35 protein-coding genes are annotated in these 26,953 nt (G+C 61.6%); 33 read left to right on the top strand and 2 right to left on the bottom strand.

Annotation, left to right across the window (positions count from 1 at the left end):
- Positions 1-5 precede the first annotated feature (5 nt).
- Positions 6-1,631, top strand: a complete 1,626-nt coding sequence (nifA, locus tag ACWJJK_RS15445; protein ID WP_086135363.1) for a nif-specific transcriptional activator NifA — start codon at positions 6-8, stop codon at positions 1,629-1,631.
- 108 nt (positions 1,632-1,739) lie between these two features.
- Here nifA and ACWJJK_RS15440 read toward each other — a convergent pair whose 3' ends face one another.
- On the bottom strand, positions 1,740-2,093 hold the full coding sequence (locus ACWJJK_RS15440) for a hypothetical protein (protein ID WP_139841157.1): 354 nt from the start codon (positions 2,091-2,093) through the stop codon (positions 1,740-1,742).
- Positions 2,094-2,460: 367 nt separating this feature from the next.
- Here ACWJJK_RS15440 and ACWJJK_RS15435 point away from each other — a divergent pair, with 367 nt between their 5' ends.
- From ACWJJK_RS15435 to ACWJJK_RS15295, 29 genes are all read left to right on the top strand, one after another.
- Positions 2,461-3,804, top strand: coding sequence for a 4Fe-4S dicluster domain-containing protein (locus ACWJJK_RS15435; protein WP_156879313.1), 1,344 nt, complete (start codon positions 2,461-2,463; stop codon positions 3,802-3,804).
- A 20-nt stretch (positions 3,805-3,824) separates the two neighbouring features.
- A complete protein-coding gene (locus ACWJJK_RS15430) occupies positions 3,825-4,049 on the top strand; it encodes a hypothetical protein (RefSeq protein WP_077729020.1) in 225 nt (74 codons plus the stop codon).
- A gap of 9 nt (positions 4,050-4,058) precedes the next feature.
- Positions 4,059-4,382: a Rieske 2Fe-2S domain-containing protein gene (locus tag ACWJJK_RS15425; RefSeq protein ID WP_077729117.1), complete on the top strand. Its 324-nt coding sequence runs from the start codon at positions 4,059-4,061 to the stop codon at positions 4,380-4,382.
- Between the two features lie 60 nt (positions 4,383-4,442).
- Positions 4,443-4,724 carry a hypothetical protein gene (locus tag ACWJJK_RS15420; protein ID WP_077729021.1) on the top strand — a complete coding sequence of 94 codons (282 nt, stop codon included), beginning with the start codon at positions 4,443-4,445 and terminating at the stop codon, positions 4,722-4,724.
- Positions 4,725-4,756: 32 nt separating this feature from the next.
- Positions 4,757-5,338 carry an electron transport complex subunit RsxA gene (rsxA, locus tag ACWJJK_RS15415; RefSeq protein ID WP_077729022.1) on the top strand — a complete coding sequence of 194 codons (582 nt, stop codon included), beginning with the start codon at positions 4,757-4,759 and terminating at the stop codon, positions 5,336-5,338.
- Positions 5,339-5,346: 8 nt separating this feature from the next.
- The gene (rsxB, locus tag ACWJJK_RS15410) at positions 5,347-5,892 is read left to right on the top strand and encodes an electron transport complex subunit RsxB (RefSeq protein WP_077729023.1); all 546 of its coding nucleotides are present in this window, start codon (positions 5,347-5,349) and stop codon (positions 5,890-5,892) included.
- A gap of 2 nt (positions 5,893-5,894) precedes the next feature.
- The gene (gene rsxC, locus ACWJJK_RS15405; protein WP_156879314.1) at positions 5,895-7,367 is read left to right on the top strand and encodes an electron transport complex subunit RsxC; all 1,473 of its coding nucleotides are present in this window, start codon (positions 5,895-5,897) and stop codon (positions 7,365-7,367) included.
- Complete coding sequence (locus tag ACWJJK_RS15400; protein ID WP_086135366.1) at positions 7,364-8,443, top strand: RnfABCDGE type electron transport complex subunit D; 1,080 nt, start codon at positions 7,364-7,366, stop codon at positions 8,441-8,443. Before rsxC ends, ACWJJK_RS15400 begins: the two co-directional genes overlap by 4 nt.
- Entirely contained in the window at positions 8,440-9,144 is a 705-nt protein-coding gene (rsxG, locus tag ACWJJK_RS15395) for an electron transport complex subunit RsxG (protein ID WP_156879315.1), read from the top strand. Before ACWJJK_RS15400 ends, rsxG begins: the two co-directional genes overlap by 4 nt.
- Positions 9,145-9,159: 15 nt before the next feature.
- Positions 9,160-9,849 (top strand): electron transport complex subunit E, encoded by a 690-nt coding sequence (locus ACWJJK_RS15390; protein WP_077729027.1) that lies wholly within the window; start codon positions 9,160-9,162, stop codon positions 9,847-9,849.
- 14 nt (positions 9,850-9,863) lie between these two features.
- Positions 9,864-10,148: an RnfH family protein gene (locus ACWJJK_RS15385; RefSeq protein WP_077729028.1), complete on the top strand. Its 285-nt coding sequence runs from the start codon at positions 9,864-9,866 to the stop codon at positions 10,146-10,148.
- Positions 10,149-10,203: 55 nt separating this feature from the next.
- Complete coding sequence (gene bfr, locus ACWJJK_RS15380) at positions 10,204-10,668, top strand: bacterioferritin (protein ID WP_077729029.1); 465 nt, start codon at positions 10,204-10,206, stop codon at positions 10,666-10,668.
- 302 nt (positions 10,669-10,970) lie between these two features.
- Positions 10,971-12,548 (top strand): nitrogenase cofactor biosynthesis protein NifB, encoded by a 1,578-nt coding sequence (gene nifB, locus ACWJJK_RS15375; protein WP_156879316.1) that lies wholly within the window; start codon positions 10,971-10,973, stop codon positions 12,546-12,548.
- 83 nt (positions 12,549-12,631) lie between these two features.
- Positions 12,632-12,856 carry a 4Fe-4S binding protein gene (locus tag ACWJJK_RS15370; RefSeq protein WP_077729030.1) on the top strand — a complete coding sequence of 75 codons (225 nt, stop codon included), beginning with the start codon at positions 12,632-12,634 and terminating at the stop codon, positions 12,854-12,856.
- A 9-nt stretch (positions 12,857-12,865) separates the two neighbouring features.
- Entirely contained in the window at positions 12,866-13,243 is a 378-nt protein-coding gene (locus tag ACWJJK_RS15365) for a HesB/IscA family protein (RefSeq protein WP_077729031.1), read from the top strand.
- 17 nt (positions 13,244-13,260) lie between these two features.
- Positions 13,261-13,833, top strand: a complete 573-nt coding sequence (locus ACWJJK_RS15360; RefSeq protein ID WP_454128257.1) for a tetratricopeptide repeat protein — start codon at positions 13,261-13,263, stop codon at positions 13,831-13,833.
- Positions 13,817-14,605: a 4Fe4S-binding leucine-rich repeat protein gene (locus ACWJJK_RS15355; RefSeq protein ID WP_156879317.1), complete on the top strand. Its 789-nt coding sequence runs from the start codon at positions 13,817-13,819 to the stop codon at positions 14,603-14,605. The genes ACWJJK_RS15360 and ACWJJK_RS15355 overlap by 17 nt, the downstream gene beginning before the upstream one ends.
- 26 nt (positions 14,606-14,631) lie before the next feature.
- The gene (locus ACWJJK_RS15350; protein WP_156879318.1) at positions 14,632-14,958 is read left to right on the top strand and encodes a nitrogen fixation protein NifZ; all 327 of its coding nucleotides are present in this window, start codon (positions 14,632-14,634) and stop codon (positions 14,956-14,958) included.
- Positions 14,955-15,224, top strand: a complete 270-nt coding sequence (locus ACWJJK_RS15345) for a nitrogen fixation protein NifZ (protein ID WP_077729034.1) — start codon at positions 14,955-14,957, stop codon at positions 15,222-15,224. Before ACWJJK_RS15350 ends, ACWJJK_RS15345 begins: the two co-directional genes overlap by 4 nt.
- A gap of 183 nt (positions 15,225-15,407) precedes the next feature.
- Positions 15,408-15,767, top strand: a complete 360-nt coding sequence (locus ACWJJK_RS15340; RefSeq protein WP_077729035.1) for a DUF3024 domain-containing protein — start codon at positions 15,408-15,410, stop codon at positions 15,765-15,767.
- Positions 15,764-16,912, top strand: a complete 1,149-nt coding sequence (locus tag ACWJJK_RS15335; protein ID WP_077729036.1) for a cysteine desulfurase family protein — start codon at positions 15,764-15,766, stop codon at positions 16,910-16,912. Before ACWJJK_RS15340 ends, ACWJJK_RS15335 begins: the two co-directional genes overlap by 4 nt.
- A 222-nt stretch (positions 16,913-17,134) precedes the next feature.
- A complete protein-coding gene (gene nifT, locus ACWJJK_RS15330) occupies positions 17,135-17,347 on the top strand; it encodes a putative nitrogen fixation protein NifT (protein WP_077729037.1) in 213 nt (70 codons plus the stop codon).
- A gap of 2 nt (positions 17,348-17,349) precedes the next feature.
- On the top strand, positions 17,350-17,613 hold the full coding sequence (locus tag ACWJJK_RS15325) for a hypothetical protein (protein ID WP_077729038.1): 264 nt from the start codon (positions 17,350-17,352) through the stop codon (positions 17,611-17,613).
- A 9-nt stretch (positions 17,614-17,622) separates the two neighbouring features.
- Positions 17,623-18,777: a DegT/DnrJ/EryC1/StrS aminotransferase family protein gene (locus tag ACWJJK_RS15320; protein ID WP_156879319.1), complete on the top strand. Its 1,155-nt coding sequence runs from the start codon at positions 17,623-17,625 to the stop codon at positions 18,775-18,777.
- Between the two features lie 63 nt (positions 18,778-18,840).
- Positions 18,841-19,128, top strand: a complete 288-nt coding sequence (locus tag ACWJJK_RS15315; protein ID WP_240502428.1) for a 2Fe-2S iron-sulfur cluster-binding protein — start codon at positions 18,841-18,843, stop codon at positions 19,126-19,128.
- A gap of 16 nt (positions 19,129-19,144) precedes the next feature.
- Positions 19,145-19,450 carry an RNA polymerase sigma factor sigma-70 region 4 domain-containing protein gene (locus tag ACWJJK_RS15310; protein WP_240507116.1) on the top strand — a complete coding sequence of 102 codons (306 nt, stop codon included), beginning with the start codon at positions 19,145-19,147 and terminating at the stop codon, positions 19,448-19,450.
- Positions 19,447-20,301, top strand: coding sequence for an SIR2 family NAD-dependent protein deacylase (locus tag ACWJJK_RS15305; protein ID WP_086135369.1), 855 nt, complete (start codon positions 19,447-19,449; stop codon positions 20,299-20,301). Before ACWJJK_RS15310 ends, ACWJJK_RS15305 begins: the two co-directional genes overlap by 4 nt.
- 185 nt (positions 20,302-20,486) lie before the next feature.
- A complete protein-coding gene (locus ACWJJK_RS15300; protein ID WP_077729042.1) occupies positions 20,487-20,759 on the top strand; it encodes a BolA family protein in 273 nt (90 codons plus the stop codon).
- Positions 20,760-20,798: 39 nt separating this feature from the next.
- A complete protein-coding gene (locus tag ACWJJK_RS15295; RefSeq protein WP_077729043.1) occupies positions 20,799-22,496 on the top strand; it encodes an AAA family ATPase in 1,698 nt (565 codons plus the stop codon).
- Between the two features lie 59 nt (positions 22,497-22,555).
- Here the strand turns inward: ACWJJK_RS15295 and ACWJJK_RS15290 are convergent, their stop codons facing one another.
- Complete coding sequence (locus ACWJJK_RS15290; protein ID WP_205780684.1) at positions 22,556-23,311, bottom strand: YkgJ family cysteine cluster protein; 756 nt, start codon at positions 23,309-23,311, stop codon at positions 22,556-22,558.
- A gap of 135 nt (positions 23,312-23,446) precedes the next feature.
- Here ACWJJK_RS15290 and ACWJJK_RS15285 point away from each other — a divergent pair, with 135 nt between their 5' ends.
- Genes ACWJJK_RS15285 through ACWJJK_RS15275 form a run of 3 tightly spaced genes read left to right on the top strand, consistent with a single transcriptional unit; the run spans position 23,447 to position 26,812 of the window.
- On the top strand, positions 23,447-24,340 hold the full coding sequence (locus ACWJJK_RS15285; protein ID WP_156879320.1) for an NRDE family protein: 894 nt from the start codon (positions 23,447-23,449) through the stop codon (positions 24,338-24,340).
- The gene (locus ACWJJK_RS15280; protein ID WP_240502430.1) at positions 24,333-25,940 is read left to right on the top strand and encodes a protein adenylyltransferase SelO; all 1,608 of its coding nucleotides are present in this window, start codon (positions 24,333-24,335) and stop codon (positions 25,938-25,940) included. The genes ACWJJK_RS15285 and ACWJJK_RS15280 overlap by 8 nt, the downstream gene beginning before the upstream one ends.
- Positions 25,937-26,812, top strand: a complete 876-nt coding sequence (locus tag ACWJJK_RS15275) for a tRNA nucleotidyltransferase (protein ID WP_077729046.1) — start codon at positions 25,937-25,939, stop codon at positions 26,810-26,812. The genes ACWJJK_RS15280 and ACWJJK_RS15275 overlap by 4 nt, the downstream gene beginning before the upstream one ends.
- Positions 26,813-26,953: the final 141 nt, after the last annotated feature.

Raw genomic sequence — 26,953 nt, 5'->3', positions numbered from 1 at the left:
CGGCTATGTCAGCAAGAGAAGCAGCTAACCCATTGGAAAAGCAAAGGAATTTGGAGCTGATCACGATTTACGAGATCAGCAAGATTCTCAGCTCCTCCCTGGATCTTCATAAAACCCTCCGGGAGGCGCTCAACGTTCTTTCATCGCACATGCACATGCTGCGCTGCATGATCAGCTTGGTGCAGGACAACGCCGACGTGCATGTTATTGGGGCGGCGGGTTTGTCTCGCGATGAAATCGAGCGAGGACAATTCCGGAAGGGCGAAGGAATCGTCGGCAAGATCATCAAGACAGGCGTTCCCATCGTCGTTCGCAATATCGCCGAAGAGCCGCAGTTTCTGAACAGGACGGGCTCGCGCGACCTTTCGAGCGGGCAAAGGATCGCGTTCATAGGCATTCCGATCAAGGCCATGGGGGACACGATAGGCGTCCTCAGCGCCGACCGCGACATGACGACCTATCATGGGCATCTGGAGCACGACGTCCGTTTGCTCAAGATGGTGGCCAATCTGGTCGGCCAGGCGATCAGGCTCCACCAGCTCGTGGCGGCGGAACGCGAACAGCGGATCATCGAGCAGCACCGCTTGCAAAAGGCGGCCCAGCCCGTTCGAGGACTGGTCAACGTCATCGGCCAGAGCCAGCGCATGCAAGAGGTGTTCGCCGATGTGGAACGGGCGGCCTCGGTTCATTCCACGGTGCTGCTGCGCGGCGAAACCGGGACCGGCAAGGAGATGATCGCGCACGCGATTCACCATCTGAGCGCGCGCAAAGACGGGCCTTTCGTGCGGGTCAATTGCGCCGCCTTGTCCGAGACCCTGCTGGAATCCGAGTTGTTCGGCCACGAGAAAGGATCTTTCACCGGCGCGACGCAGGAGCGAAAAGGCCGCTTCGAGCTGGCCCACGGCGGAACGCTGTTTCTCGACGAAATCGGCGACGTATCTCCCAATTTCCAGGTCAAGCTTCTGCGCGTGCTGCAGGAACGGGAATTCGAACGGGTGGGCGGCAATAAACCGATACAGGTCGACGTACGGCTGATCGTGGCCACCAACCGCAATCTCGAGGATGCGGTGCTCAAGGGCGAATTCCGGGCCGACCTTTATTTTCGGATCAATGTGATATCCATTCTCCTGCCGGCGCTGCGCGAACGGCGCGAAGACATCTTTCCATTGGCCGATCATTTCCTGGAACGCTTCAACCACGCCAATCAGCGCCAGCTCATGCTGTCGCCGGAGGCGAAACAGATCCTGGCGGAATGCTATTGGCCCGGCAACGTCCGCGAGCTGGAAAACTGCGTGGAGCGGACTGCGGCCATGTCCCGCGGCAAAACGATTCGCGACATCAATCTGCCATGCCAGAAAAACATGTGTTTTTCGCTGGCGCTGAGGCCGATCTCGCAAATGTCGAGCCCGGTTCCGGCCGTTTCCGCGGAAGCTCCCGCCGCAGCCGAACCCGATCACGATTCGCAAGCGGGAAGAGGAGTGCCGGAATTCAAATCGACGCGCGAAAGGCTGATCTGGGCGATGGAGGAGTGCGGGTGGGTGCAGGCCAAGGCCGCGCGGCTGCTCGGGATGACGACGCGGCAGATGCACTACGCTCTTCAGAAATACAACATCGAGATCAAGAAGCTTTAGAGCCTTTCCCAGTTGGCCGCCCGCCTTGAGTCCGTAGGATGCGGTGAGGCATGAACCGCATCGTTCGCGATGACCCAGGAATCGAAACCTGTTTGAAGTGAAAAGGCGCTAACGCTCGATCTCCGCTTCCTCGACGAGCTCCGGCGCTTGCGTAACGAAGCGGCGGGGGCATCGGTCGAGGCGATCGGCCCAGATTTTCAGCTTAAGCCATAGTCCGCTGACGAGCCGCCAGGCGATGACCCTTTCCCAGTAAACGCCGACCTCGACCGGAAATTCCTCCGCGTCGAAGCGGTCCTCGGTCAGCGTGAATTCATGCCGATAGAAGCATCGTTCTCCGGCATCATCGAATCCTAGCTCCTTGCTGGCATGAGCGAAGGTATCCACGTGGCGCTCGAAACTCACGGGCGCTATGGCTTGCCGGTGATAGTCGTCCGGCAGATCGGCGTTCCACTGAATGGTCATGGCGAACCCCATCGATCAGGAAAGTTGTGCAGATTCGGCAGCCCGTCGAGTGCGATGCAAGCCCCGAACGCGCCGATTCTACATTCTTGCGCTATTTAGTAAAGGAAATAGCGAGCTCGCGATTTGTAAATAGCGGCGGGGACTTCCGAATTTCGATGAACCCCGTTTTGTCGGAAATGCGCCTCGGGGTCGCGACAAGAGGAATACGGAGACAGGGTTTTGTCACGAACCTGACATAGCGAAAAATCGAATCAGGCGCTGGCGATTTCAAAAACATCCTTATAAAACAGTATTGTGCGTCTATATTGAGAATGGGCATCGTTATTGCTTGATGCTTGGCGACGGCTTTTTATTCTCATTGAGCGCGATGGATACCCAACTCGACTGGTCGGCCTATGACAGCTACGGTGCTGGCGACGCCTACGCGGCGGTACCTGCCGCGGGCGGCGCCTTCGGCAAGGCCGCGGCCGTCTGTATCGGCAACCGACAGTGCCAGCGCACCGAAAAGGGCGTGATGTGCCCGAGCTTTCGCGCCACTCAGGATGTCGCACACTCGACTCAGCACCGGGCTGCCACGCTCAAGGCTGCCTTGAACGGCGAGTACGGCGTTAAGCCTTTTGTCGGTCCGGAACTCGCCGAGGCAATGGATTTGTGCGTGGGCTGCAAAGGCTGCAAGCGCGAGTGCCCGAACGGCGTGGACATGGCGCTGCTTCGCGTCGAAACGCTCGCTCAGCGCTGGGCAGCGCTCGGCGGAGCGCCGTTACGCGAGCGTCTCTTCGCCCATCTGCCGCGTTTCGCCCACCGGCTCGCGGCGCTGAATCCGCTGATTTCTTTCCGTGAACGCTTCCCCTTTTTGGCGCGATGGGTCGAACGCGTGTTTGGTATCGCCGCCAAGCGTTCGCTGCCGCGTGGCGCAGCCCGGAGTTTTCTTGCTTCTGCACCGAGAGAAGGCATCGGTGCTCCGGACGGCCGCGAAATCGTCCTGCTAGTGGATACCTTCTCCAACCATTTCGATACCGAAACCGCGGAGGCCGCGCTGGAAGTACTGCTGGCGGGAGGCTATCGGATACACATCGCGAGGCCGCCGGCCGGAGAACGGCCTCTATGCTGCGGGCGCACTTTTCTTTCTCACGGCTTGATCGCGGAAACACGGGCAGAGGCCCGGCGCATGGTCGAAACGCTGTGGCCTTATGTGGAGAGCGGGCTCCCGGTTGTCGGACTGGAGCCGTCCTGTCTCCTCATGCTGCGCGACGAGTATTACAGCCTCGGATTGGGGGAAAAGGTCGACAAGATCGCCAAGGCGGCGGTCCTCCTGGAAGAGTTTTTGGCCCGCGAACACGACGCCAAGCGCCTCAAGCTGGCGTTCAAATCCGTGCCCGGCGCGCGGGCGATGGTACACGGACATTGCCACCAAAAGGCCTTTGGCGCATTGAAAGCGATGCGGAAAGTCTTGGGTCTGGTGCCGGAACTCCAGGTCGAGTTCATCGAGTCGAGCTGCTGCGGGATGGCCGGCGCCTTCGGGCTGGAGGCCGAACACTACGAAGTGTCCATGCGGATGGCCGAGCTCGCGCTGTTGCCGAAAGTGCGGGAAGCCGATACCGACACCTTATTGATCGCCAACGGTACCAGTTGCCGTCATCAGATTCGCGACGGCGCACAACGCGAGAGCGTGCATTTCGCACGGGTGCTGCGGATGGCCTTGGCTACTTGAAGCAGAGGAGAGAAGAGAGCATGACGGTTGCATCGGGTTTTTTCGTGGATTGGGCCGGCAATGCCCGTCGGACCGAGGAGCCGGGCGGCGGTTACCGCTGCGAGGTCGATACCGTGGCGCGTTATGTCGCGGTGCTGTCCCAGAAAGGCACGCTCATCCATGAAGGCACCTTTTACAAAACCCTGGCGGACATGGAAGCGGCCGGAATCAAGGCCAAGCTGGTGGACGCCTCGGTCCCCTGGTAGGCGGTGACGGTGAGTTACACCAGCCTATGCAAGCACAGAAACCTCGGCGAAGGCGACATGGTGCCTTTTACCGTGGAAGGCCGCGAAATATTGCTGGTCTGGCCGGATGGCGGGGAGCTCAAGGCCTTTCAAGGCACCTGCCCGCATCACAACGCCCGTTTGAAATACGGCGGGTTCAACGGACGGACCATCACTTGCACCTTCCACAACTGGGTGTTCGACGCGCGTACCGGCCAAGGCCTGATTCCGCCGCGCTGTGCGCTGGAAGAGTATCCGCTTCGGGTCGAAGACGGGATGGTTCAGGTCGATCTTTCGGGGTGCTCCCCGTCCTGATGCGGAGAGCGTTCTCACGAGTCTTGGGTTTTTTATTGGTATTACCTTGGGAAGACTGTTATGGCGAATTACGAAAAATTAAAGAACGACATGTCGATCTGCGACGGTGAAAGGATCGGCGGGTATGCCAGTGCCTGCAGAGGCCAGCTCTACCGCTGCACGGCCTGCGGAGCCGTGGGCTGCCGGCAAGCCAAGGAACATGCCTGCAGCAAGCAGGGATTCAGCGTCGCGTTCAAGTGTTATGCCTGCGGCGCGATCGGAAAGGAAGAGCTCGTCGCTTCTGGTCATGAGGCCAGCAAAAGCGCCGCGAGCACGCCGGCGCGAATGGAGAATACGGACTGACGGATACGGCAATCGGCGGAGGCGAGAAGACGATGCGCGATTACTTGATGCTTTTGCTGGGCACCGCGTTGGTCAACAACGTGGTGCTGGTCAAGTTCCTGGGTCTGTGTCCCTTCATGGGCGTGTCGAAGAAGCTGGATTCGGCGCTCGGCATGGGTTTGGCGACCACCTTCGTGCTCACGCTGACCGCCGTGGCCAGTTGGCTTCTGGAGCACTACCTGCTGGCCCCCCTCGACATCGGCTTCCTCAGGATTCTGTCGTTCATCCTGGTGATCGCCGCCGTGGTTCAGTTCACCGAAATGGTCGTTCGCAAGACCAGCCCGGTGCTTTATCAAGTCCTCGGCATTTTTCTGCCGCTCATCACGACCAACTGCGCCGTGCTGGGAGTGGCCCTTCTGAACATCCAGCAGGAATACGATTTCCTGCACAGCGCCCTATTCGGATTCGGTTCCGCCCTGGGATTCACCCTGGTCATGGTCATCTTCGCCGGCATTCGGGAGCGCCTGGCCCTCATGAGCGTTCCGGAAGCTTTCGCCGGCGTGCCGATCGCTTTCATCTCCGCCGGGATTCTGTCCCTGGCATTCATGGGATTCGCAGGACTCAACACACATTAGGCCAGCTTATGTACATCCTATTCGCCGTACTCAGTCTTACCGCTTTAGGACTTGCTCTGGGCTTCATGCTGGGCGCCGCCGCCCGCTACTTCAAGGTCGAAGACAACCCGCTGGTCGACGAGATCGAAAAGATGATGCCGGGCTCGCAATGCGGCCAATGCGGCTATCCCGGCTGCCGGCCGGCGGCGGAAGCCCTGGTGGCCGGCAAGGCGTCCGCCACGCTGTGTCCGCCCGGCGGAAAGGCCTTGGCCGAACAGTTGGCGAGCAAGCTCTCGCTGGACATCGATCTGGCCGGCGTGGAAGACCAGGTTCCCATGGTGGCGAGAGTCAGCGAAGCGACCTGCATCGGCTGCACCCGCTGCTTCAAGGTGTGTCCTACGGACGCCATCGTGGGAGCGCCCAAGCAGATTCATGCCGTGGTCGCCGATGCCTGCATCGCCTGCGGAAAGTGCGTGGAGGTCTGCCCGACCGAATGTCTCGGGATGCAGCCCATCAAAACCACCTTGCGTAACTGGCGCTGGGCCAAACCCGATCTCGCTGCAGCGGGAGCCTGAAAATGGTCGTACTGGACATCAATGCGCTATGGCGCCGACGCAGCAAAATCCGGGGCGGTGTCCATCCGGAACCGCGCAAGGAATCGACCGCCGATAAACCCATAGTCACCGATTTCCCTTTGCCGGAACGGCTTTACCTGCCGCTGCAGCAACACTTGGGGCAACCTGCGGAACCGGTGGTCCGGGCGGGCGACAAGGTGCTGAAAGGGCAATTGCTCGCGGCGAGCCGGGGTGCGGTCTCGGCCTCGGTGCATGCCTCGACTTCCGGAACCGTGGCCGGCATCGAAGAATATCCGGCGCCGCATCCTTCGGGACTCCCGACCCCGACCGTCGTTCTCGAACCGGACGGGGAGGATCGCTGGATCGAGGGGACTGGCGAAGCCGATCCGTTCAGTCTGACACCCGAGGAACTCTGCGCCCGCGTCGACCAGGCCGGCATCGTCGGCCTGGGAGGAGCCGCCTTCCCGTCGGCGATGAAGCTGAACCTCGGATGGCGGACCCGGATCAACACGCTCATCATCAACGGCGGCGAGTGCGAACCGTATCTGACCTGCGACGATCGGCTGATGCGGGAGCGCGCGGCGGAGATCGTCGAGGGCGTCCGGATCATGCTGCACGGGTTGCAATGCCCGACCGCCCTGATCGCGATCGAGGACAACAAGCCGGAAGCGTATGCCGCCATGCTCGATGCGGCGAAAAAACACGGCCGCATCGAGGTCGTTCAGGTGCCGTCCATGTATCCCATGGGCTGGGAAAAGAATCTCGTCACCCATCTGACCGGCAAGGAAGTGCCCGCGGGGGGGCGTCCCACCGACGTGGGCGTGCTGCTGCACAACGTCGCGACCGCTTATGCCGTGCAACGGGCCGTTCGTTACGGACGGCCGCTGATCAGCCGGGTGGTTACGGTGAGTGGAGAAGCGGTGGAGTCGCCGCGCAACGTGGAGGCGCCGTTCGGTACGCTGTTGTCCGAGCTGCTCGCCTTCTGCGGGCACAAGCCCGAACGGACGGCCCGCTACGTGATGGGCGGGCCGATGATGGGCGATCATCTGCCTCACGTTCAAGTGCCCTTGGTCAAGCGCACCAGCGGCATCCTGGCGCTGACGCCCGAAGAAATCCAGGCTGCGGACGCCAGGCCCTGCATCCGCTGCGGGCGTTGCGTCTCGGCTTGTCCGGTCGGATTGCTGCCGTTGGAAATGATGACCCGCATCCGCGCCGGCCAGCTGGACGCCGCAGTGAGTTTCGGGCTTAGGGACTGCATCAGCTGTAGTTCATGTTCCTATGTCTGTCCGTCGCGAATTCCCCTGGTGCATTACTTCAAATATGCGAGCGGGGAATTGATGGCGCGCCAACAGGCGCAGCAGAAAACCGAACAGACCAATCGCCTGGCCGAGGAGAAGCGGCTGCGGCTGGAAAGGGCCAAACAAACGGCTGCGGCGCGCAAGGCGCAGGCTTCCGCCAAGGAGGATGCGTCATGAGCAAGGTATACCTGCCCGTCGCTCCGTTAACCGGCGCCGACCATCCGGTGCAAGCCATCATGGCGCAGGTGGTATTGGCGCTGGTGCCGGCTACCGCTTTCGGCCTGTTTCTATTCGGCTGGCCGGCCCTTTATCTGTTTTCGACTACTGTCTTGTCAGCGGTGCTGTTCGAAGCCGTTTGCCTGAAGTTGGCAGGCAAACCGGCTTCGCTTTTTTTGTTGGACGGTTCCGCACTGTTGACCGGGTGGTTGCTGGCTTTGAGCCTTCCGCCCTGGGCGCCCTGGTGGATAGGCGTGACCGGAGCGGGTCTCGCCATCATCGTCGGCAAGCAGATCTACGGCGGCATCGGCCAAAATCTGTTCAATCCGGCGATGCTCGCGCGTGTCGCCCTGCTGGTGTCGTTTCCGCTGGAAATGACGACCTGGGTCCAGCCTGCGCCTCTATTCTCCGGGCACGCCCCCGGCCTGCTCCAGGCATTGGGAATCACCTTTGGCGGTGCCGGCATCGATGGTTTCGCCAGTGCGACCGTCATAGGCCATGCCAAGACCGAGTTGTCTCAAGGCAAAACGCTAGTCGAGGCGTTTGCGAACGGACAGTTCGGCCTGGCCGGAGCATGGCTGGGCTGGATTCCCGGCAGCCTTGGCGAAACCTCGGCCCTGCTGGTGGCGGTCGGCGGCGTATGGCTGCTTTGGAAGCGGATCATCACCTGGCACATCCCGGTAGCCTTGCTGGTCACCGTTGCCGGCCTCGCAACCATCTTCCACCTCATCGACGGCGATCGTTATCTCGGTCCGCTGTGGCACCTCGGAGCCGGCGGCGTGATGCTGGCCGCGTTCTTTATCGCAACCGATTACGTCACCTCGCCCGGCAGCCCAAAAGGGCAGCTGATTTTCGGTGCCGGCTGCGGGCTCTTGATCTTCGTCATCCGTACTTGGGGCGGGTTTCCCGAGGGCGTGGGCTTCGCCGTGCTGTTGATGAACGCGTTGACCCCGGTGATCGACTATTACGTCCGGCCCCGCATCTACGGGCGCGATTACAAGGGCAAGCCCTTGAAATTGCCGGAGGGTAAAGAATGATCGCCTTGAATAAAGAGACGCTTCTGCAATTTGCACTCCTGCGATGGCAAAGACTGCGCCGAAAGTTCGATGATCTGGATGCGCTTCGGCAGCGTTTGGACTATCAGACCTATTTGCTGGCCGTTTGCGCCCTGGCTGCCAGTCTGCTCTTAGGGATAGGCGATCTGATCACCAAAGAGGCGATCGCGGAGCGCCAGGCCGAAGATCTCCGGGCGACGCTGGGACAGGTGCTGCCGGAAGCGCTTTACGATAACGACGTGCTTGCAAGCCTGCGGGTGATTCCGTCTGCGGGAGAAGGGACCGGCCTTGATCGAACCGAGGTTTTCGTCGCCAAAAAAGGCGGCGAAGTCAGCGCCGTGGCGTTCAAGATGCTGGCTACCGGCGGCTATGCCGGCGACCTTACCCTGATGGTGGGCGTGGACCGCGACGGAAAAATCCTGGGCGTTCGGGTTATCTCGCATGCCGAGACGCCGGGCTTGGGCGATAAGGTCGAAACCTCCAAGTCCGGCTGGATTCTGGGGTTTAACGGCCGATCCCTGAGCAATACGTCCCCGCAAGGCTGGCGGGTCAAAAAGGACGGCGGCGACTTCGACCAATTCGCCGGCGCCACCATTACGCCGCGGGCGGTGGTCAAGGGCGTCGAAGGCGGGCTCAAATTCTTCGAGCGCCACCGCCAGGAGCTTTTAACGGCAACCGAGTAGCGGAGGAAAGCCGTCATGTCCGAATCCTTGAGCAGAATCGCCAAAGAAGGTTTGTGGAGCAACAACATCGTCTTCAGCCAGAGCATCGCTTTGTGCCCGCTCCTGGCGGTCACCGGCACGACCACCAACGGGCTCGGCATGGGGCTCGCCACGACCGCCGTTCTGATGGTATGCAATCTGTTGATTTCTTACGGCCGGCTGCTCATACCGTCGGAAATCCGAATTCCCGTCTTCGTGGCGCTGATCGCCATGGTCGTCACCCTGGTGGACATGCTGATGAACGCCTGGCTGCATGAATTGCACAAAGTGCTGGGGCTCTTTATTCCGCTGATCGTGACCAACTGCGCCATTCTCGGCCGGGCGGAAGCGTACGCTTCGCGCAAGCCGCCGGTTTACGCCCTGTTCGACGGGCTCATGATGGGGCTTGGGTTTACGCTGGCTCTGGTCGTCCTGGGCGCGGCTCGGGAAGTTAGCGGCTCGGGAACGCTGTTCGCCAATGCTTCCCTGCTGTTGGGGCAGGGGTTCGCCTGGCTGGAAACCACGCTGATCCCGGAGTATCGCGGATTCCTGCTGATGGCCTTGCCGCCGGGCGGTTTCCTGATGCTGGGTTTTATTCTTGCCGGAAAAAGATTGCTGGATAAGCGTTTGGCGCGCAGGCCGCTGCGAAACGCGGCGATCGAACAGCCTTTGGCCGAAAACGTCTAATTGGGTGAAGAGATATGCACGTCGGTGTATGTTACGCGGAAGCGGATCGCCAGGTATGGATGCGGCTGGAGGTCCCGGACAACAGCGTGGTGGAAGAAGCGATCCGCCGCTCGGGCATCTTGGAGTGCTTCCCGGAAATCGATCTGACCAGGCAAAAGGTCGGTATATTCGGCAAGCTGGTGAAGCTGGACAGTCCGATCAACGATGGAGACCGCATCGAAATTTACCGTCCCATCACGGCCGATCCGAAAACCGTCAAGCGTCGCCGCACCGCAAGCGATGACGACGATGATGATTGAGTGCGCCGCGTTTGGGCTACTTTTTCAATAACAATACAAACGGAGAACTTTCCCCGTGAAAGGCGACAGCAAGGTTATCGAATATCTCAACAAAGTCCTCACCAACGAACTGACCGCGATCAACCAGTATTTCCTGCACGCGCGGATGTTCAAGAACTGGGGCCTGCATAAACTCAACGAGAAGGAGTATCACGAATCCATCGACGAGATGAAGCATGCCGATCAGGTGATCGAACGCGTGCTATTCCTCGAAGGCCTGCCGAACCTCCAGGATTTGGGGAAGCTCAAGGTCGGGGAGCACACCGTGGAAATGCTGGAATGCGACTTGGCCCTGGAAATGGACGCCATTCCGTTGCTGCGCGAGGCGATTGCCTATTGCGAGCAGGTCAACGATTACGTGAGCCGTGAACTCCTCGAACACATTCTCGAAAGCGAGGAGGAACATGTCGATTGGCTGGAAACGCAATTGGGTCTGATCGCCAAGATCGGCATCCAGAATTACGAGCAGTCGATGATGTAAACGCTATCGCATGCGAAAGGCGAACTCGGGCGGTCGTTGACCGCCTTTTTTTTGTCCGCTTTTAAACAAATTCCCATGAATGTTGGCTGCTTTGTATTTGTCCGGACATTCCCATACCGGCTGGCATGAATCTATCCACTTGAATATAAAGGCATATATGGATGGTACGCGGATTGCACTGTAAACCATCGGTACTAGGTTCAACGGATGTTTCGGCTCTGACGGTCAAGCCGCACGATGAGGAAGTGCCGCTATGCCCGCACTGAGACGGAACAGCGCGAATAGACAGACAGGAGCAAGCCATGCAGACAGTGCAGCATCAATCGGGTGCCGAGGGCGTCGACACGCACGCCGGAGCGGACGTAGACGAAATCATGCAAAAGGTCGCCGAGCATAAAGGCTGCGGGACCTCGGGAGGATCCGGGAAAGCCAGTTGCGGTTCCGGTGCGGGCGAAAACGACCTGCCACCCGAAATCTGGGAGAAGGTCAAAAACCATCCATGTTACAGCGAGGAGGCCCATCACCATTACGCGCGCATGCACGTAGCGGTGGCTCCGGCCTGCAATATCCAATGCAATTACTGCAATCGGAAATACGATTGCGCCAATGAAAGCCGTCCGGGCGTGGTGAGCGAGAAACTCACTCCGGAACAGGCCGCGAAGAAGGTTCTGGCGGTGGCGTCCACCATTCCCCAGATGACCGTGCTCGGCATCGCCGGTCCCGGCGATCCTCTCGCCAATCCGGAGAAGACCTTCAAAACCTTCGAACTGATAGCCAAAACGGCGCCGGACATCAAGCTGTGCGTGTCCACGAACGGCCTGGCGCTGCCCGACCACGTGGAGCAGCTTTCCAAGTACAACATCGATCACGTCACCATCACCATCAACATGATCGACCCGGAAGTCGGGGCCAAGATCTATCCCTGGATCTACTACAAGAAAAAGCGCTATCACGGCGTCGAAGCGGCCAAGATCCTGACCGATCGGCAATTGCAAGGGCTCGAGATGCTGACCGAGCGCGGCATCCTGTCCAAGATCAATTCGGTGATGATCCCGGGGATCAATGACCAGCACCTGGTCGAAGTCAACAAAGCCGTCAAATCGCGCGGCGCGTTCCTGCACAACATCATGCCGCTCATCTCGGCGCCCGAGCACGGCACGGTGTTCGGCCTGACCGGTCAGCGCGGCCCCACGGCCCAGGAGCTCAAGGCGCTGCAGGACAGCTGCGAGGGCGAGATGAACATGATGCGCCACTGCCGCCAGTGCCGAGCCGACGCGGTGGGGCTGCTGGGCGAGGACCGCAGCGCCGAGTTCACCACCGACAAGATCATGGAAATGGAAGTCAGTTATGACCTCGAATCCCGCAAGGCCTATCAGGCGGCGGTGGAGAAGGAGCGTGACGCGGTGGTCGCGGCCAAGAAAGCCGAGATGGAATCCCTGGCGGGCGAGCATTCCGACATCAAGATGCTCATCGCCGTGGCCACCAAGGGTGGCGGCAAGGTCAACGAGCATTTCGGACACGCCAAGGAGTTCCAGGTCTACGAGCTCTCGACCGCGGGCGCCAAATTCGTCGGCCACCGCCGGGTCGATCTTTACTGCCAGGGCGGCTATGGCGAGGAAGATTCTCTCGCGACCATCATCCGCGCCATCAACGACTGCCACGCGGTATTCGTGGCCAAGATCGGCGGCTGTCCGAAGAACGATCTGAAGGCGGCCGGCATCGATCCCGTCGATCAATTCGCGGGCGAGTTCATCGAGCAATCCGCGATCGCCTACTTCAAGGATTATTTGGACAAGGTGAAAAGCGGCGAAATCGAGCACGTGGAACGCGGCGACGCGCAAATCCGCCAGGGTGCGCTGACCTCCGCGGAAGCGGCTTAGAGCTACCGTTTTCCGGTATTCACCCGCCTTTCGGGACGGCTAGTCCCGGAAGGCGGCCCCACCACTGACAGAGGAGTAAACACATGGCCTACAAGATCGTGAAAGACAACTGCACCGGTTGTTCCGCTTGCGAGCCCGAATGCCCGAACCAGGCGATTTCCGAGACGAAGGACGGTCTTTTCGTCATCGACCCCGCCAAGTGCACCGAGTGCATCGGGCATCACGACGAAGCGCAATGCGTCGCCGTCTGCCCCATCGACGACACTTGCATCATCGACGACAACTATCCCCGTTACCAAGCGGCCTAGGTGGATACCATGGATCTGACTATTACCCCGACTGCGGAAAAGTTCATCCGGCGCATGGTGCGCTTCGGCGGCGTCGGTGAAGACGCTGGGTTTCGCCTGTCGGTGAGCCCCGGCGGCTGCTCCGGCCTGGCATCGGAATTCAGCGTGGAAGCCGAGCCCAAGGCGGGCGACGCCGTGGTCGTAGTTAACGGCCTCAAACTGTTCCTGCCGGCGGAAAGCCGTTTGCTGCTGGAGGGCGTCACCATCGACTTTTCCGAGACGCCGACGTCCAGCGGATTCGTGTTCCACAACCCCAATTCGACGGGTTGCGGCACTTGTAGCAGCAGCAGTTCGGCGGGCGCAGCGACGGTGTCGGTGTCCTCCATCCAGGTCAAGAGCAGTCATTGACGGACGGTTGCGCCGACATGCAGAACAGTTTCGCGCAAGCACAATCCTCAGAGGCGCCATCGCTCATGCCGGATGCTTCGGACTTCGGACTTGGTATAGATGCCGCCGCGGCAGCCTGCCTGGGCTCGGGATTGCCCGAAGAGGCCGAGCGGCATCTGCGCCAGGCCGGGCTTAGCTACCACCGGGACGAGGAAGCGCTTGCGCACCTGCAAGCCGCCTGGCAGGCGGCACCTGGCCACGCCGCCGTGTATATCGGCCTGTACCGGTTCTATTTTTACAAGAACCGGTTGCAGGAGGCCCTGGACGTTGCCCGCGACTGTCTGAAGAAAGCCGCTCTCGACAACGGCTTGCCGGAAGACTGGCGTGCAGCGAAAGCGACGGACGCCGATTTCGGCAGCTTTGACGCGATTCTGCCCCGATTCTTCCTGTTTACCCTTAAGGGTTACGGTTATCTGAATCTGCGATTGGGACAGATTGAGGAAGGGCGGGCCGCCGTCGAGAAACTGGTCGAACTCGACCCGGGCGACAAGCTCGGCGGCAAGGTGCTGCTGGATGTCCTTGAGAGGCAAGCCAATGGGGACGACGAGTGAAATCGACGAAGCCCGCGACTGGCACGGCAATCTGCTGGACTGCTCCGGATGCGAGCGCCTTGCGGAATCGGCGAATGGGCGGTGCCGATTGGGCCATGCTTGCGTGCATGACCGTTACGCCCGCCGTATCGACCGGTTCTTCCGGTGGAATCCGCATCTCGCCAAGGAGTATCTGGAGCACCCGTATTTCGAGACGCGGGCCGTGGCGGCGAAATACGTGGAGGTGTTTCAGTTGCCGCGCCTGATCGCGGACCCGGACGAAACCGTGCGGCAGAGCGTAGCGCAGCGCCTGCCGCTTCGCTCCCGGCATCTGAAGGCGCTCGGCCGGGACCCGCATCGGGAGGTGCGCATCCGGGTGGCGGAACGCCTGGAGCTTAGTGATCTCGCCTCGATGATCGACGATCCCGACTACTACGTCAGGCAGATCGTAGCCCGGCGTCTTCCGCCGAGCATGCTGGTTCGGATGCTGCACGATCCGGATCGGGAAGTGCGCAAGGTCGTGGCGCGGCGCGCAGGCGCCGAATGGCTGCACACGATGGCGAAAGACCCGGAACTGGACGTGCGGCTGGAAGCGATTAGACGCATGGATGCCGGTCAACTGAAACATTATCGGGACGACCCCGACTGGCGCGTGCGCTACGAGGTCGCCAGCCGGCTGGATCTCGCCGAGCTCGCGCCGATGCGCGGCGATTCCGACGCCACGGTGCGGGACTTGGTCGAGCAGCGCCTCGCCGGGCGGCACGATGCCGATGTTTTACCGGAAGCTTGTTAAACCACAATCACTCATCGAGGAGCGATATGGCTACCACTATTGTACGCGACAGCGATGTCAACGAATTGAACGATCCGCCGCGCTTCAAGTTCGGCGAAAAGGTGAAGTCGAAAAAGGTGGTCCGGAACGACGGCACGTTTAACGGCCGCGATATCGGCGAGGTCCTGGTCAAGAAAGGTGAGGTGGGATACATCAAGAGCATCAACACCTTCCTTCAACAGTTTTACATCTACGCCGTGGATTTTCCGGAACGGGGTTACGCGGTGGGCATGAAGGGCCGCGAAATCGAATCCCTGGACAATCCGCTGCCCCCGAAAACCGTTCCGGTTCCCGAAGGAGGGGAGACGGCATGATCGAGCCACGCACACCGATTTATCAATGGGGACAGAAGGTCTGGGCGGAAACGGATCTCTTCAACGACGGCACTTATCCTGATCGCGAGCCGGGGGCCTTGCTGGTGGCAGCGGGCAGCGAAGGCGAGATCGTGCAGGTGGGATTCCACGAGGAAGCGAAAATTCCCGTGTACCTGGTCGAGTTTCCGAACGGCTGCGTCGTGGGCTGCTTAGAAGAGGAGCTTCGATCCGACCAAGCCCGAGGGCAGGTGGCCGGGATTCTGTAGACGGCATACGCATTACGCTGGTTCCCGACTTCTGGTTGGGAACCGGATCTTTAGGAAGCTCCGGCTTCCTGTGTCGCGAAGCGGGAGCTTCTCGAGGCCGCGTTCCCGAGCGGGAGCTTGGGAACGAGCGAGAGCGAACGGACGGAACATGGACGGAAAGAGTTGTGCGGAGGTCTTGATCCGATGAACGGCAATCTTGCGGTATCCAATTTGATGTCCGTGTGTCCTCATCCCAACGAGGTGGATCGGAAGCGTATCGACCGCGCGCTCGGGAAGCGCAAGCGCTACCGCTACGTGACTCCGGTGGTCCGTCCGATCGAGGCCGGATATGAAATCGTCAGCCCGTGCTGCTCGCGGAACATCGATCCCGATGGCGGGGTGATCGATATCGCCCGGCTGGAATTTCAGGATAGTTCGCGGTGCTGGAGGCTGTACCGCAAGGATCACAAGGCGGGCCTATGGATCGAGCACGGCGAATACCACGCCTTGTCTCAGATTCTCGAACTTTTGAACGAAGACCCGGATAGGCAGTTCTGGCAATGAGCGACCCAATCATTTATCTGGACAACAACGCCACCACGGCGGTAGCGCCGGAGTGCGCCGACGCGATGGCCCGGTGTCTCAGGGAGAGTTACGGCAATCCGTCCAGCAAGCACCGGGCCGGCGAAGCGGCCAAGGTCGAGAGCATCGCCGGCCGCGCCAAAGTGGCGGCGCTCCTGGGCGCCACGCCGCCGGAAATCGTCTTTACCAGCGGCGGCACCGAGGCCAATCACCAGGCTGTTCTGGGAGCGCTCGCCCTGTCGCCGGGGCGGCGCCACATCGTCACCAGCCGGGTGGAACATCCGTCAACGCTGGCCCTATTGCGCCATCTCGAATCCCAGGGCGTGCGGGTGACCTATTTGCCGGTGGACGGACAGGGGCGGCTCGATCTCGGAGAACTCGAACGCGCCCTGACCGAGGATACGGCCCTGGTTTCGCTGATGTGGGCCAATAACGAGACCGGCGTCCTGTTCCCCGTCGAGGAAGCCGTGGCGATAGCCCAGGCCAGGGGCGCGCTGTTTCATACCGACGCGGTTCAGGCGGTCGGCAAGACGCCCATCGATTTAGCCCGAGTTCCGGTGGATTTCCTGTCCTTTTCGGGCCACAAGATTCATGCACCCAAAGGCATTGGCGTGCTGTTCGTGCGCAAGGGCCGAAAGCTTCCGCCGCTTTTGTTCGGACACCAGGAGCGCGGGCGCCGCGGCAGCACCGAGAACGTGCCGGGGATCGTCGCCCTCGGGGTGGCGGCCGAATTGGCCGCAGCCGCTCCGGCAAACTCCGGGTCCCGGATCGGGGCTTTGCGCGATCGTCTCGAGGCGGAACTGCTGGCGCGTATTCCCGGTGCCTTCGTTAACGGCGGCGGCGCCGAGCGGGTGGCGAACACCACCAGCCTGTGCCTGGGAACGATCGAGGCCGAGCCGGTTCTCGACAAGCTCGACCGGGCTGGAATCTGCGCCTCGGCCGGAGCGGCCTGCACCGCCTCCGGAACCGAACCCTCGCACGTGTTGACCGCCATGGGCTTGGCCCCGGAAGCCTCGCTGGCCACGATCCGCTTCTCCTTGAGCCGCTATACCACGGCAGAGGAAATCGACCGGATCATAGCGGTGCTTCCGGAAATCGTCCGAATGTTCGAGGCGGAGGCCGCATGACTCCTAGGAGCACCGGCCTTTGTCTCCCCTCACAGCGTGAGAAAGGGCAAGACGTAGGATGCGCTGAGGTACGAAGCGCCCTTCGACTAGGCTCAGGACAGGCCCTTCGACTGAGCTCAGGACAGGCATCAATCGCGAACGATGCGGTTCACTTCGTTCAGCACATCCTACAAGTTACAAAACTACAAAACATTGATTTTTTGAAACCAACTGGAGTACCGCATGAAGGTCATGATCAGAAGAAATTCCGCCGGCGAGCTGTCCGTTTACGTTCCGAAAAAAGACCTGGAGGAACCCATCGTTTCCCAGGAAAAGCCGGAACTGTGGGGCGGAATGGTGACGCTGGCGAACGGCTGGGAGCTGTCGCTGCCTGCCATGGCCGCCGATACCGCGCTGCCGATCACGGTCGACGCGCGTCGGGTGAGCGGGGACTGACCATGGCGCTCAGTAACGAGGCGCTCGGGGAAATCCGGATGCTTCTGGAAGGCGAGGCGCCCGCCGCCGAACGCTGTGCGAGCGTGCGCAAGAATTTTCCGGGGCTGTCGCTGACACGTTGCGACGCCAGCGACATGAGTTCCGAAACTCCGACATTCGAAACTCCCGAGTTCTGCGTTTACCTGATAGACACCTCGGAACACTGCGTACGCATTACCGGCGATCCGGCCGCGGCAACCGGTCTGATCGTCGCCCAGAAACGGTAGTTATCGACCATGAAAAACTCACCTACCATCTTGCTCTCGGACCCCGACATCAGCCTGTCCGAACTCGAAGCCGTGGAAGAGGTCCTGAAATCGCCGCGGCTGAGCGCGGGGCCCACGGTCGAAGCTTTCGAAGAGGCTTTCGCCCAATATCTCGGGCGCAAACACGCCGTGGCGGTGAGCAGCGCCACCATCGGCCTGATGCTGGCGCTCAAGGCCTACGGCATAGGTCCGGGGGACGAAGTCATCGCGTCCGCGTTCGGTTTCCGCGAAACCGTTCACGGCATCGCGCTGGCCGGGGCGACGCCGATCTTTGCCGACATCGATTATTGGTCGGGGACGCTGGTTCCCGAAAAGGCCGCGGCGGGAATCACGTCGAAAACCCGCGCCATAGTCGCCGGCAATACCAACGGCCATCCGGCGATGTGGCCGGCGTTCCGTGAATTGGCCACGAAACACGGCCTGCTGCTCATCGAAGATTCCAGCGAGGCGATCGGTTCGCGTTACCAGGGGAAGCTGGTGGGCAGCTTCGGGGACTGTTCGGTGTTCGATTTGTCCCAGCCGTCGCCGCTGACCTGCGGCGAGGGCGGCATGCTGGTGACCGACGACGGTGATCTGGCCGCTCGGCTGCGGAGCTTCCGAGGCCGCCGCCTCGACGAACGGCATTCGGTGGTACTGGGCGAAACGCCGCCGTATCGGGCGGAACTCAGCGAACTCGGCGCCGCTCTCGGGCTGGTGCAGCTCAAGCGTCTTCCGGGAATCCTGGAGCGCCGGAAAGAGATCGAAGCCTATTACAACGCCCACATGCAATCCTTCGAGGGCATCAAGCCGCCGTATCTCGCTCCGGACGTGGACGAGGCGCACTGGTTTCTCTACCTGGTCCATCTCGGCACCCGTTTTTCCCGTTCCAGCCGGGACGCCATCATTCACGATTTGGCAACCGAGCAGATCGAGGCCGTGGCCTATTGCCGGCCACTGCATCAGCAGCGTTTTTACGGAAATCTGGGCTATCGCAAGGGCGATTTCTTCGTCACCGAGAAGCTGGCGGACCGCGCCGTTGCGCTGCCTTTCCACAACCATATCACGGAGGACCAGGTGGGCTTCATCGTCAAGACCGCCAAGGACGCCTCGATCAATATCGGGGCGGGATCGGCCATTTACCTCTGACGCCGCTCCGAAACCATGTCGGGCTTTTTGCGGACCGAAAAGAGGCGGAATGCAAAAGCCTGGGTGACCGTACTGCCTTCGGGCAAGACGGTGCAGGTGGCGAGAGGCGCCAATTTGCTCGAGGCCATCGCGGCGGCGGGCGAGGCTGTCGCCCACCGTTGCGGTGGACGGGCCCGCTGCGGCGAGTGCCATGTGCTCGTGCGGCAGGGCTGGCGCGGCTTATCCAAGGTGCGCCAGGCAGAACGCGATCGGCTCACGCAGCTTTGCGGGGCGGAATCGCTGTCCAGGCTGGCTTGTCAGGCCGCCCTGGGCGTTCATAACAAAGTAATAATTGAACTTATAAACCATTAACCAGAGGATCATTGTTATGGATACCAAAGAAGCTGTCGCTACTCCTTCTGAACCCCAATCGGCCGTCGTCGCGTCCGGCGCGACGCTCGATGCCGAGCAGCGGACGGAATGCGTCATTCACCTGCGTTTCTTTCCGGACGGCACCGTGGCCGAAATCGGCGAGCGTCCGTCAGGGGTGGAGCCGCACGACTGGTACAAATACCTGTGCAACAACACCCAGAACAGTTACCAGGCCTTGTCCGGCGGACGCGGGCTGTTCCGCCTGCTGCGCACCGAGGTGGACGCCTTGAAGGCCTCTTGCGCCGCGGGGATGACATCATGAGCACGCCGTTTCCGAGTCAATTGGCAGAAGATTTGGCGGCGGGACGGGTCATTCCGTATCTCGGCCCGGAGATTCTGAGTCTGGCGCCCGGCGGCGCGATTCCGAGTTCGCCGGAGGCCTTGGTGGAACTGATTACGGCCAAGGTCACCGTGCCCCACAAGATCCGGAAGAATCTTACCGCCGCCAGTCAATACATCGAGAATTTCAAGCATCGGAAGACGCTGGTCGGACTTTTGCAGGAAGCCTTTCGGAGCCCGCCGGAACCGACCGTTCTGCACGGTTTCCTGGCGAATCTCCCGAACCCGCTGCCCTTGATCGTCGACGTCTGGTACGACGCCAGCATGGCGGCGGCCCTGGCTTCGCGCCGCGATTTCGGGCAAGTGCAGGGCGTGAGCCGCGCGGAGCACCTGGGAGACTGGGTTCACTATTTCCATGCCGACGACACAAAGGCGGAGCCGGGGGAAGCCGCGGGATGGGCGACCCTGCTCTACAAGCCGCTGGGTTCCATCGCCCCCGCGTCCAACTTCATCGTCTCGGATTCCGACTACGTGGAAGTTCTCACCGAAATCGATATCCAGACGCCGATTCCGGACCGGGTAAAGGACATCAGGACGGGCCGCAGCTTCCTGTTCCTGGGCTGCCGTTTCCGCAACCAGCTGGAGCGCAATTATGCGCGGCAGATCATGAAGCGTTCCAGCGATCGGCATTTCGCGGTGCTGGAAGGCGACCTCACCCGCAACGAGGCGCGGTTCCTCGCGGAACAGGGCATCGAACGGATCGACATGCCTTTGGCCGAGTTCGTCGCCGGGCTCACCGGAACGCCGGCGGAGTCCCGCAGGGCCGTGGCCTAATCCGAATCTCGTAGGCAGCGGCGTACGGAGGTTAGGGAGGCGTCGGCGGTTCCGTAGGTCGGAAATCCTTTCCGACGCAAGGCGCGGATCGACCGTTTCGTCGGCAAGGGATTGCCGACCTACGAACCGCATGGCTCGGGAGAGATCGTTTATACCTTTGAGATGAATCGCGGAGGCAACGGCTCATGACTACGAATCGCGGCGCCCGTCTTCGGGCGCTTTTGGAACAGGCCTTCGAGCCGGTTCACCTGGAAATCGTCGACGACAGCCGGTCCCACGCCGGCCATGCCCATGAGGGTGGCGGCCACTTTTTCGTGACCGTGTGTTCCCGCCGTTTCGAGGGCCGTTCGACGCTGGAGCGCCATCGACTGGTTTATTCGGCGGTGAGCGAAATGATGCCGGGCGACATCCATGCCCTGAGCATCACTGCCTTGACGCCAACGGAGCAGGCGGCTTAGCACGAGGTTCATAAACGGCTTTTTGGGGATAAGCAGAGAATGAAGCTTCAGATCGAGCGGCCTTACATCGAAGCGATGGTCGAAGAGTTCCCGGATTTGGCGCACTTGAAGGAACAATTGCGTTTCGGCAATCGCGTCGAGGTGCCGTTCAGGCAACTGTCGAGCCCTGCGCTCGCGTTTTTAGGGAATCTTTACCGGCAGGCGGGGCCGGAGATGCAGGCCAAGGCCGCGCAACTCGCCACCTTGCAGCAGGCCATGAACGACGACGGAGTGCGCTTCGAAGCCGAAGACCTCGAGATGGTGCTGCCTGCGATTGCCCGCTACTTGGCGGCGGATGCCATCCGCGGCTGGCTGTTCACCGCGAGCGTGGCCGGCCGACCCCTGCCTTACGTCATCACGCGGCTCGACTACACCCCGACCTCGAACGACGAGATCGGGAAAGTCTTCATCGAGCTGAAAGCCAATGCCAAAGGGGCAATCGCCACCCAAACCATCCGAATCATGCCGAGCGACATCGCCGGCAAGACGGTGGCCGAGATTTTCGCCGCCAAGGGGTTCCTCAAGGAAACGCCCGAACTCATCCGCAATTACGACGAGACCGCGGAGCGTTACTTCGATTGGCGTGCCCGTTACGGCGCTCAGTTTTCCGGAAAAGGCACCGGTTTCTACGCGGAGGACCCGACGGCTTCGCACCGGGATACCGATTGGTCCCGCAAGGACGTTGTGGTGCTCTCGTCCGGCGGCGGCAGCGCGCGCCTGGTCAACGACGAGGGCATCCTGAGCTCGCGCGCGCTGACCCTGGATGCGCCCGGGGATATTCTGGGGCCTTATCTGCGCAAGGCGGCCAAGAGCAATCACTATGAGGCCGAGGACGAGGTCCGGGAGTCTCAGGACGCCATGCCCAAGGGACTGTTCACCCAGTTGCCGGTGCATTTCTACATCCTCATGTTCCACCTTGACCTGCACCATTATCTCTGGGTGCACGTGGACGACATCACACCCTACGAGTATCAGCCGGCCCTGAAGCAAAAGCTGATTCTGCCGGAGGAACAGACCGATCTCATCGACATCCTGACCGCCGAGATGGATGTCCTGATGGACGATATCGTCGCCGGCAAGTCCGGAGGCACGACCGTGCTGTGCGCCGGTCCTCCCGGCGTCGGCAAGACTTTGACCGCGGAGGTCTATTCCGAAATCATCCAGCGGCCGCTGTACCGCGTGCATTCGGGGCAATTGGGGCTGAACGTCGCGGCCATGGAGACCGCGCTCAAGGACGTTCTGACCCGCGCCCAGCGCTGGGGCGCGGTGATGCTGATCGACGAGGCGGACGTCTACATCAAGCGGCGCGACGACAACATCACCATGAATGCCGTGGTCGGGGTGTTTCTGAGGGTGCTCGAATATTTCAACGGCCTGTTGTTTCTCACCACCAACCGGGTGGACGACATCGACGAGGCCATCGTGTCGCGCTGTATCGCGCTGATCAAGTTCTACCCGCCGGATCGGGAAAATCGGATCAAGATCTGGAAAGTAATGACCGAGCAGTTCGCGTTGGAGGTCGCCCCGCCGCTGATCGACGAGCTGGCGGATCTGTTTCCGGCAGCCACCGGGCGTGACATCAAGGGACTGGCCAAGCTGGTGGCGAAATACTGTCAGCAGAAGCGGGTGCCGCCGTCCCTGGAAGTTTTCAAGCGCTGCTCGATTTTCCGGGGGATGGACTTGGGTCTGGCTGCATAGCGTTTCCCGCAGAGCGGTACACGGAAGCCATTCGGCGGAATACGCTTCGCTATTCCGCCCTACGGATGAGCCTTGATGGCCTCGAAGGTGCTCGCCATTTCGTCGAGGCTGATTTCGGTCGCCAAAGCGTCGGCGAAGACGTCGTCGCCCGCCGTCCAGCGTTCCTGGAGCTTGCCGTCGGCCAAGGCCATGGAGACCGCCTGGTTGAGCTCGTAGGCGCCGAACGCGTAGCCGGCATCCCGAAGCGCCGATTGCATTGCGTGCTGAACCAGGCTGCGGACGGTCATGTGCGGGGCGGAGAAGGGGATGTCGCCGGCGCGTCCGGCCGCGGCCTCGACACAAGCGCGCTTGTCGTAGGAGGCATGGCCTCGGCAGGCGAGTGGCCGTACCGGGTAAATGACGCAGACGCCGTTGGCAATGAAGGGACACCGGCGCCTGAGAGCCACCCGTTGCTCTTCGCTCAAGCCTCGGGTTACGCGATCGGCATCGGCTAGGCGCTGCTCGAGATCGACTTCGGCGCGTTTCAGGGCGTCGGAGGCCCAACGAACGTAACGCGCGATCAGCAGAATTTCGGGCGCCGTCGCCGTGACGCGGAGCGTGCAGCAGGTGGAGCATCCCTTGTGGCAGGCCAAGGGGGGCAGTCCCTCGGACTGAATTTCGACATTGCCTTCGAAACTGCTGAAGGCCTGTTCCAAGAGTCCGTCGATCAGGTCTTCGCGACCGCGCCGGGCGGCGAGGGTTTCGGTAAAGGCTTGGTGCTGCGCCTTGAAGAAGGCCAGAGGACCGGATTCATCCGGCATCGTTTCTTCCGACATGGGTGATTTTGTCATGTGTGAAAGTGCGCATATTGCGATCTCGACGTATCCGGGTCAATGCACCTGTCCAGCTTTCGAGCTTTTCGGCGCCTCGGCGTACGGGATGGGGTATTCGACTAAGGATCGGGTTTTCCTATGAGCACGGTGGCACTTGCCTGGGGTGCCCACCCCGATTTTCCCTTGATTCTGATTGCCAACCGGGACGAAAGGCATGCACGCGCGACCGCACAGGCGGCATGGTGGCCGGAGGAGCCCTCCTGTCTCGGCGGTCGCGACCTGGCGCGGGGCGGAACCTGGTTCGGCGTGGCCCGCGACGGACGCTTCGCGCTGGTCACGCCGTTTCGCGACGGCGCGCCTTCGGACCCGGACGCGCCGTCGCGCGGCCAGCTGCCGCTGGACTATCTCTCTTCCGGCGAGGAGCCGGTCGTCCACGCCCGCCGCTTCGCTCGCAGCCGGGGCGGACATTCGCCCTTCAATCTGCTGATCGGGTCGCCGCGTCACATGTACTACGCCGCCACCCGCGCCCGCTTGCCGTTGGCGCTGACTCCCGGCATTCACACCTTGTCCGACGGGTTGCTGGACGAACCCTGGCCCAAGTGCGTGCGCCTGGACACGCTGCTGGGTTCTTATCTGAGAACGCACGGCGGCTTCGCGATGCTGCTGGGCGCCTATTCGGATCTGTCCAAGGCCGGCGTTCGGGGCGCCGACGATCCGATCTGCACCGCCAAGCCGGTCGCGCCGGCCGACTTCGCGAAAGCGGGTTTCGCCATGCTGGCGGATCGCGAAACCACAAACGAAGGGCTGCCCGATACCGGCATCGGCCGCGCGGAAGAAGAACGCCTGTCCGCCTGTTTCGTTGTGGGGGTGGAATCCGGAACCCGCTCCAGCACCGCCTTGGTCATGGCTCGGGACGGCCGGGTTTACTTCGAGGAACGCAGCTTCGATCCGGAAGGCGCCGAATCCGGGCGTGTGGTCGAAGAATGGAGCATCGACCCTCAAGTCTTTTCCGGGAGCGCCGGCGATGACTGAGACTCGTAACGCCCACACCGGCGCCATGCCCGCACGTCGGAAAGCTTCAACGAGGCGGGGTCAGGCGGACCGTGCGCCGTTGCGATCCGAAATGATGCACGGGTTTTCTCCGCGCCATTCTCATCGGGAGCTCCCCTTGGCTCCGCGCTACAAGGAATTGGGCGAGCCCTATCATGTCCCGGTGTCGGCAGCACTCTTGCCGGAGCCGAGGATGGTCCATTTCAACGGGTCTCTGGCCCTGGAACTGGGGCTCGACGTCAGCGAAGCCGATTCTCCGAAACTCTTGGAGATTCTCGCGGGCAACCGGCCGTGGCCGAAATACGAGCCTTCGGCATCGGTCTACGCCGGGCATCAGTTCGGGGCATGGGTTCCTCAGCTCGGGGACGGGCGTGCCCTCCTGATCGCCGAAGTTCGGACGCCCGCCGGGGCGAGGATGGAGCTTCAACTCAAGGGTTCCGGGCCGACGCCGTATTCGCGCGGGCTCGACGGGCGCGCGGTGCTGCGTTCCTCGATACGGGAATATCTCTGTTCGGAGGCGATGCACGCCCTCGGCGTGCCGACCACCCGCTGCCTGAGCCTGGTGGCGTCGCCGGAGCCGGTGTACCGCGAAACGGTGGAAACCGCGGCCGTGGTCTGCCGGGTGTCCCCCAGTTTCGTCCGCTTCGGACAGTTCGAGTTTTTTTATCACAACGGACAGCGCCAGCACCTTGCTCCCTTGGCCGACCATGTGATCGACGAGCATTTCCCGCATCTGAAAGACCGTTCCGACCGTCATGCCGCCTGGCTCGGCGAGGTGGTCGAGCGCACCGCCCGGCTGATGACGCAGTGGCAGACCTTCGGGTTCTGCCACGGCGTCATGAACACCGACAATTTCTCGGTTCTGGGCTTGACCCTGGATTACGGTCCCTTCGGCTTCATGGACGCGTTCCGGCAATACCATATCTGCAACCATTCCGATTTCGAGGGCCGCTACGCCTATTACGCACAGCCCGAAATCGGCCAGTGGAATTGCTCGAGGCTGCTGCGGGCGACCTTGCCGCTGCTCTCGGACAGCGAGGAGGAGGCCCTGGAAATCGCGACCGGCATTTTCGAGCGCTACGCCCCGGTGTATACCCAGGCGATCATGCGCCGCTGGGCCGACAAGCTGGGCCTTTACGAGGTGCGTGACGGCGATGTCGATCTGGTCAACCGATTCCTGGCCATCCTTCAGCGCGGCAAGAGCGATTTCACGCGGAGCTTCCGTCATCTTTCCAAGGTGCGTACCGACAGCGACGAGCCGGCGGTCGGGGCCCGCGAGGAGATCGTGGACCTGGAAGCGTACGACGCCTGGATCGCCGATTACCGGGCACGATTGCGCGCCGAAGGAAACACCGACGACGAGGCCCGTGCCTGGGACATGAACCGCGTCAACCCCAAGTACGTGCTGCGCAACCATCTGGCCCAGGCCGCCATCGAAAGGGCCGAAGCCGGGGACGATACCGAAGTCGCCAAGCTCGTTCGTCTGCTCGCCCGGCCTTACGACGAGCAGCCGGAGATGGACGCCTATGCCGCCCCGCCTCCGGAAGAACTGCGGAACATCGAAGTCAGCTGCTCGTCATGATTACCTATGCCATCCCACCCGCTCTAGGCGAGGATCCGCTGGACATCCTGCGGCTGGCGGCGTGCGCCGCGCACATCCCGGATTTCGTGGTGCCACCCGAATCCATGGTCAGGCTCGTCGCCCTGGTGGCGGACGGCGCTCTCGACGCGGTGAATCCCGAGGCGGCCTGGCCGGAATTGTCCCAAGGCCTGATGGGCGGGCGTCCGTCGCGGATGCTGGAAGTCCTGCGCGGTTGCGGCGCTCTGGCTCGATTGCTGCCGGAACTGAACGCGCTGTTCGGAATTCCGCAGAGCGCGGACGATCCGCCGGAAGTCGACGTGGGCGAACACCAGCTGCTTCTGATCGACGAAACCGCGCGGATAGACGCCCCGCTCGCCACGCGCTGGGCGGCGCTGCTGCACAAGGTGGGGAAAGCGGCGTCGCCGCGCGAATTCTGGCCCGCCCACTACCGTCACGAAGCACGCGGCGAACCCCTGGTCGAAGCGGTTTGCGAACGCTTCAAGGTTCCCGCCGAATGCCGCGACCTGGCGCTCTTGGTGCTGCGCGAATGCGATCGAGTCCACCGTGCGGTAGACATGCGGGCCGCGGCGATCGCCGCCATGCTGGAACGGGCGGAAGCGGTCCATTACCCCGAGCGTTTCGAGCAGTTGTTGGCGGTATGCGCCTGCGACTATCGAGCCTATCCGGGGCGGGCCGGTGCGGAGTATCCCAAGGCCGAGCTGCTTCGGCTAGCTTTTAAGGCTTTCGCCGGACAGATGGCGCCCGCCTCCGAGCCGACCGAAACCGACCCGGAAGTTTCGGCGCAGGCGTTCGAAAAGCGAGCTCGGGCCATTGCCGAAGCATTGCGCAGCGAACGCTGGGCCGACGCGTAATTCCATTCGGCATTCGAGTGAATATTACGTAGGGTGGGTTAGCGAAGCGTAACCCACCGATTCGAGGCCGCTCGGTGGGTTACGGCCTCGCGGCCTAACCCACCCTACAAAAATTAATTCCTTATTGAAAGCAATTTGGAA

The sequence above is a fragment of the Methylocaldum gracile genome (genome assembly GCF_053646815.1).
Note: the sequence above shows the minus strand (reverse complement) of the source record. Positions and strands in the feature narration are given on the sequence as shown.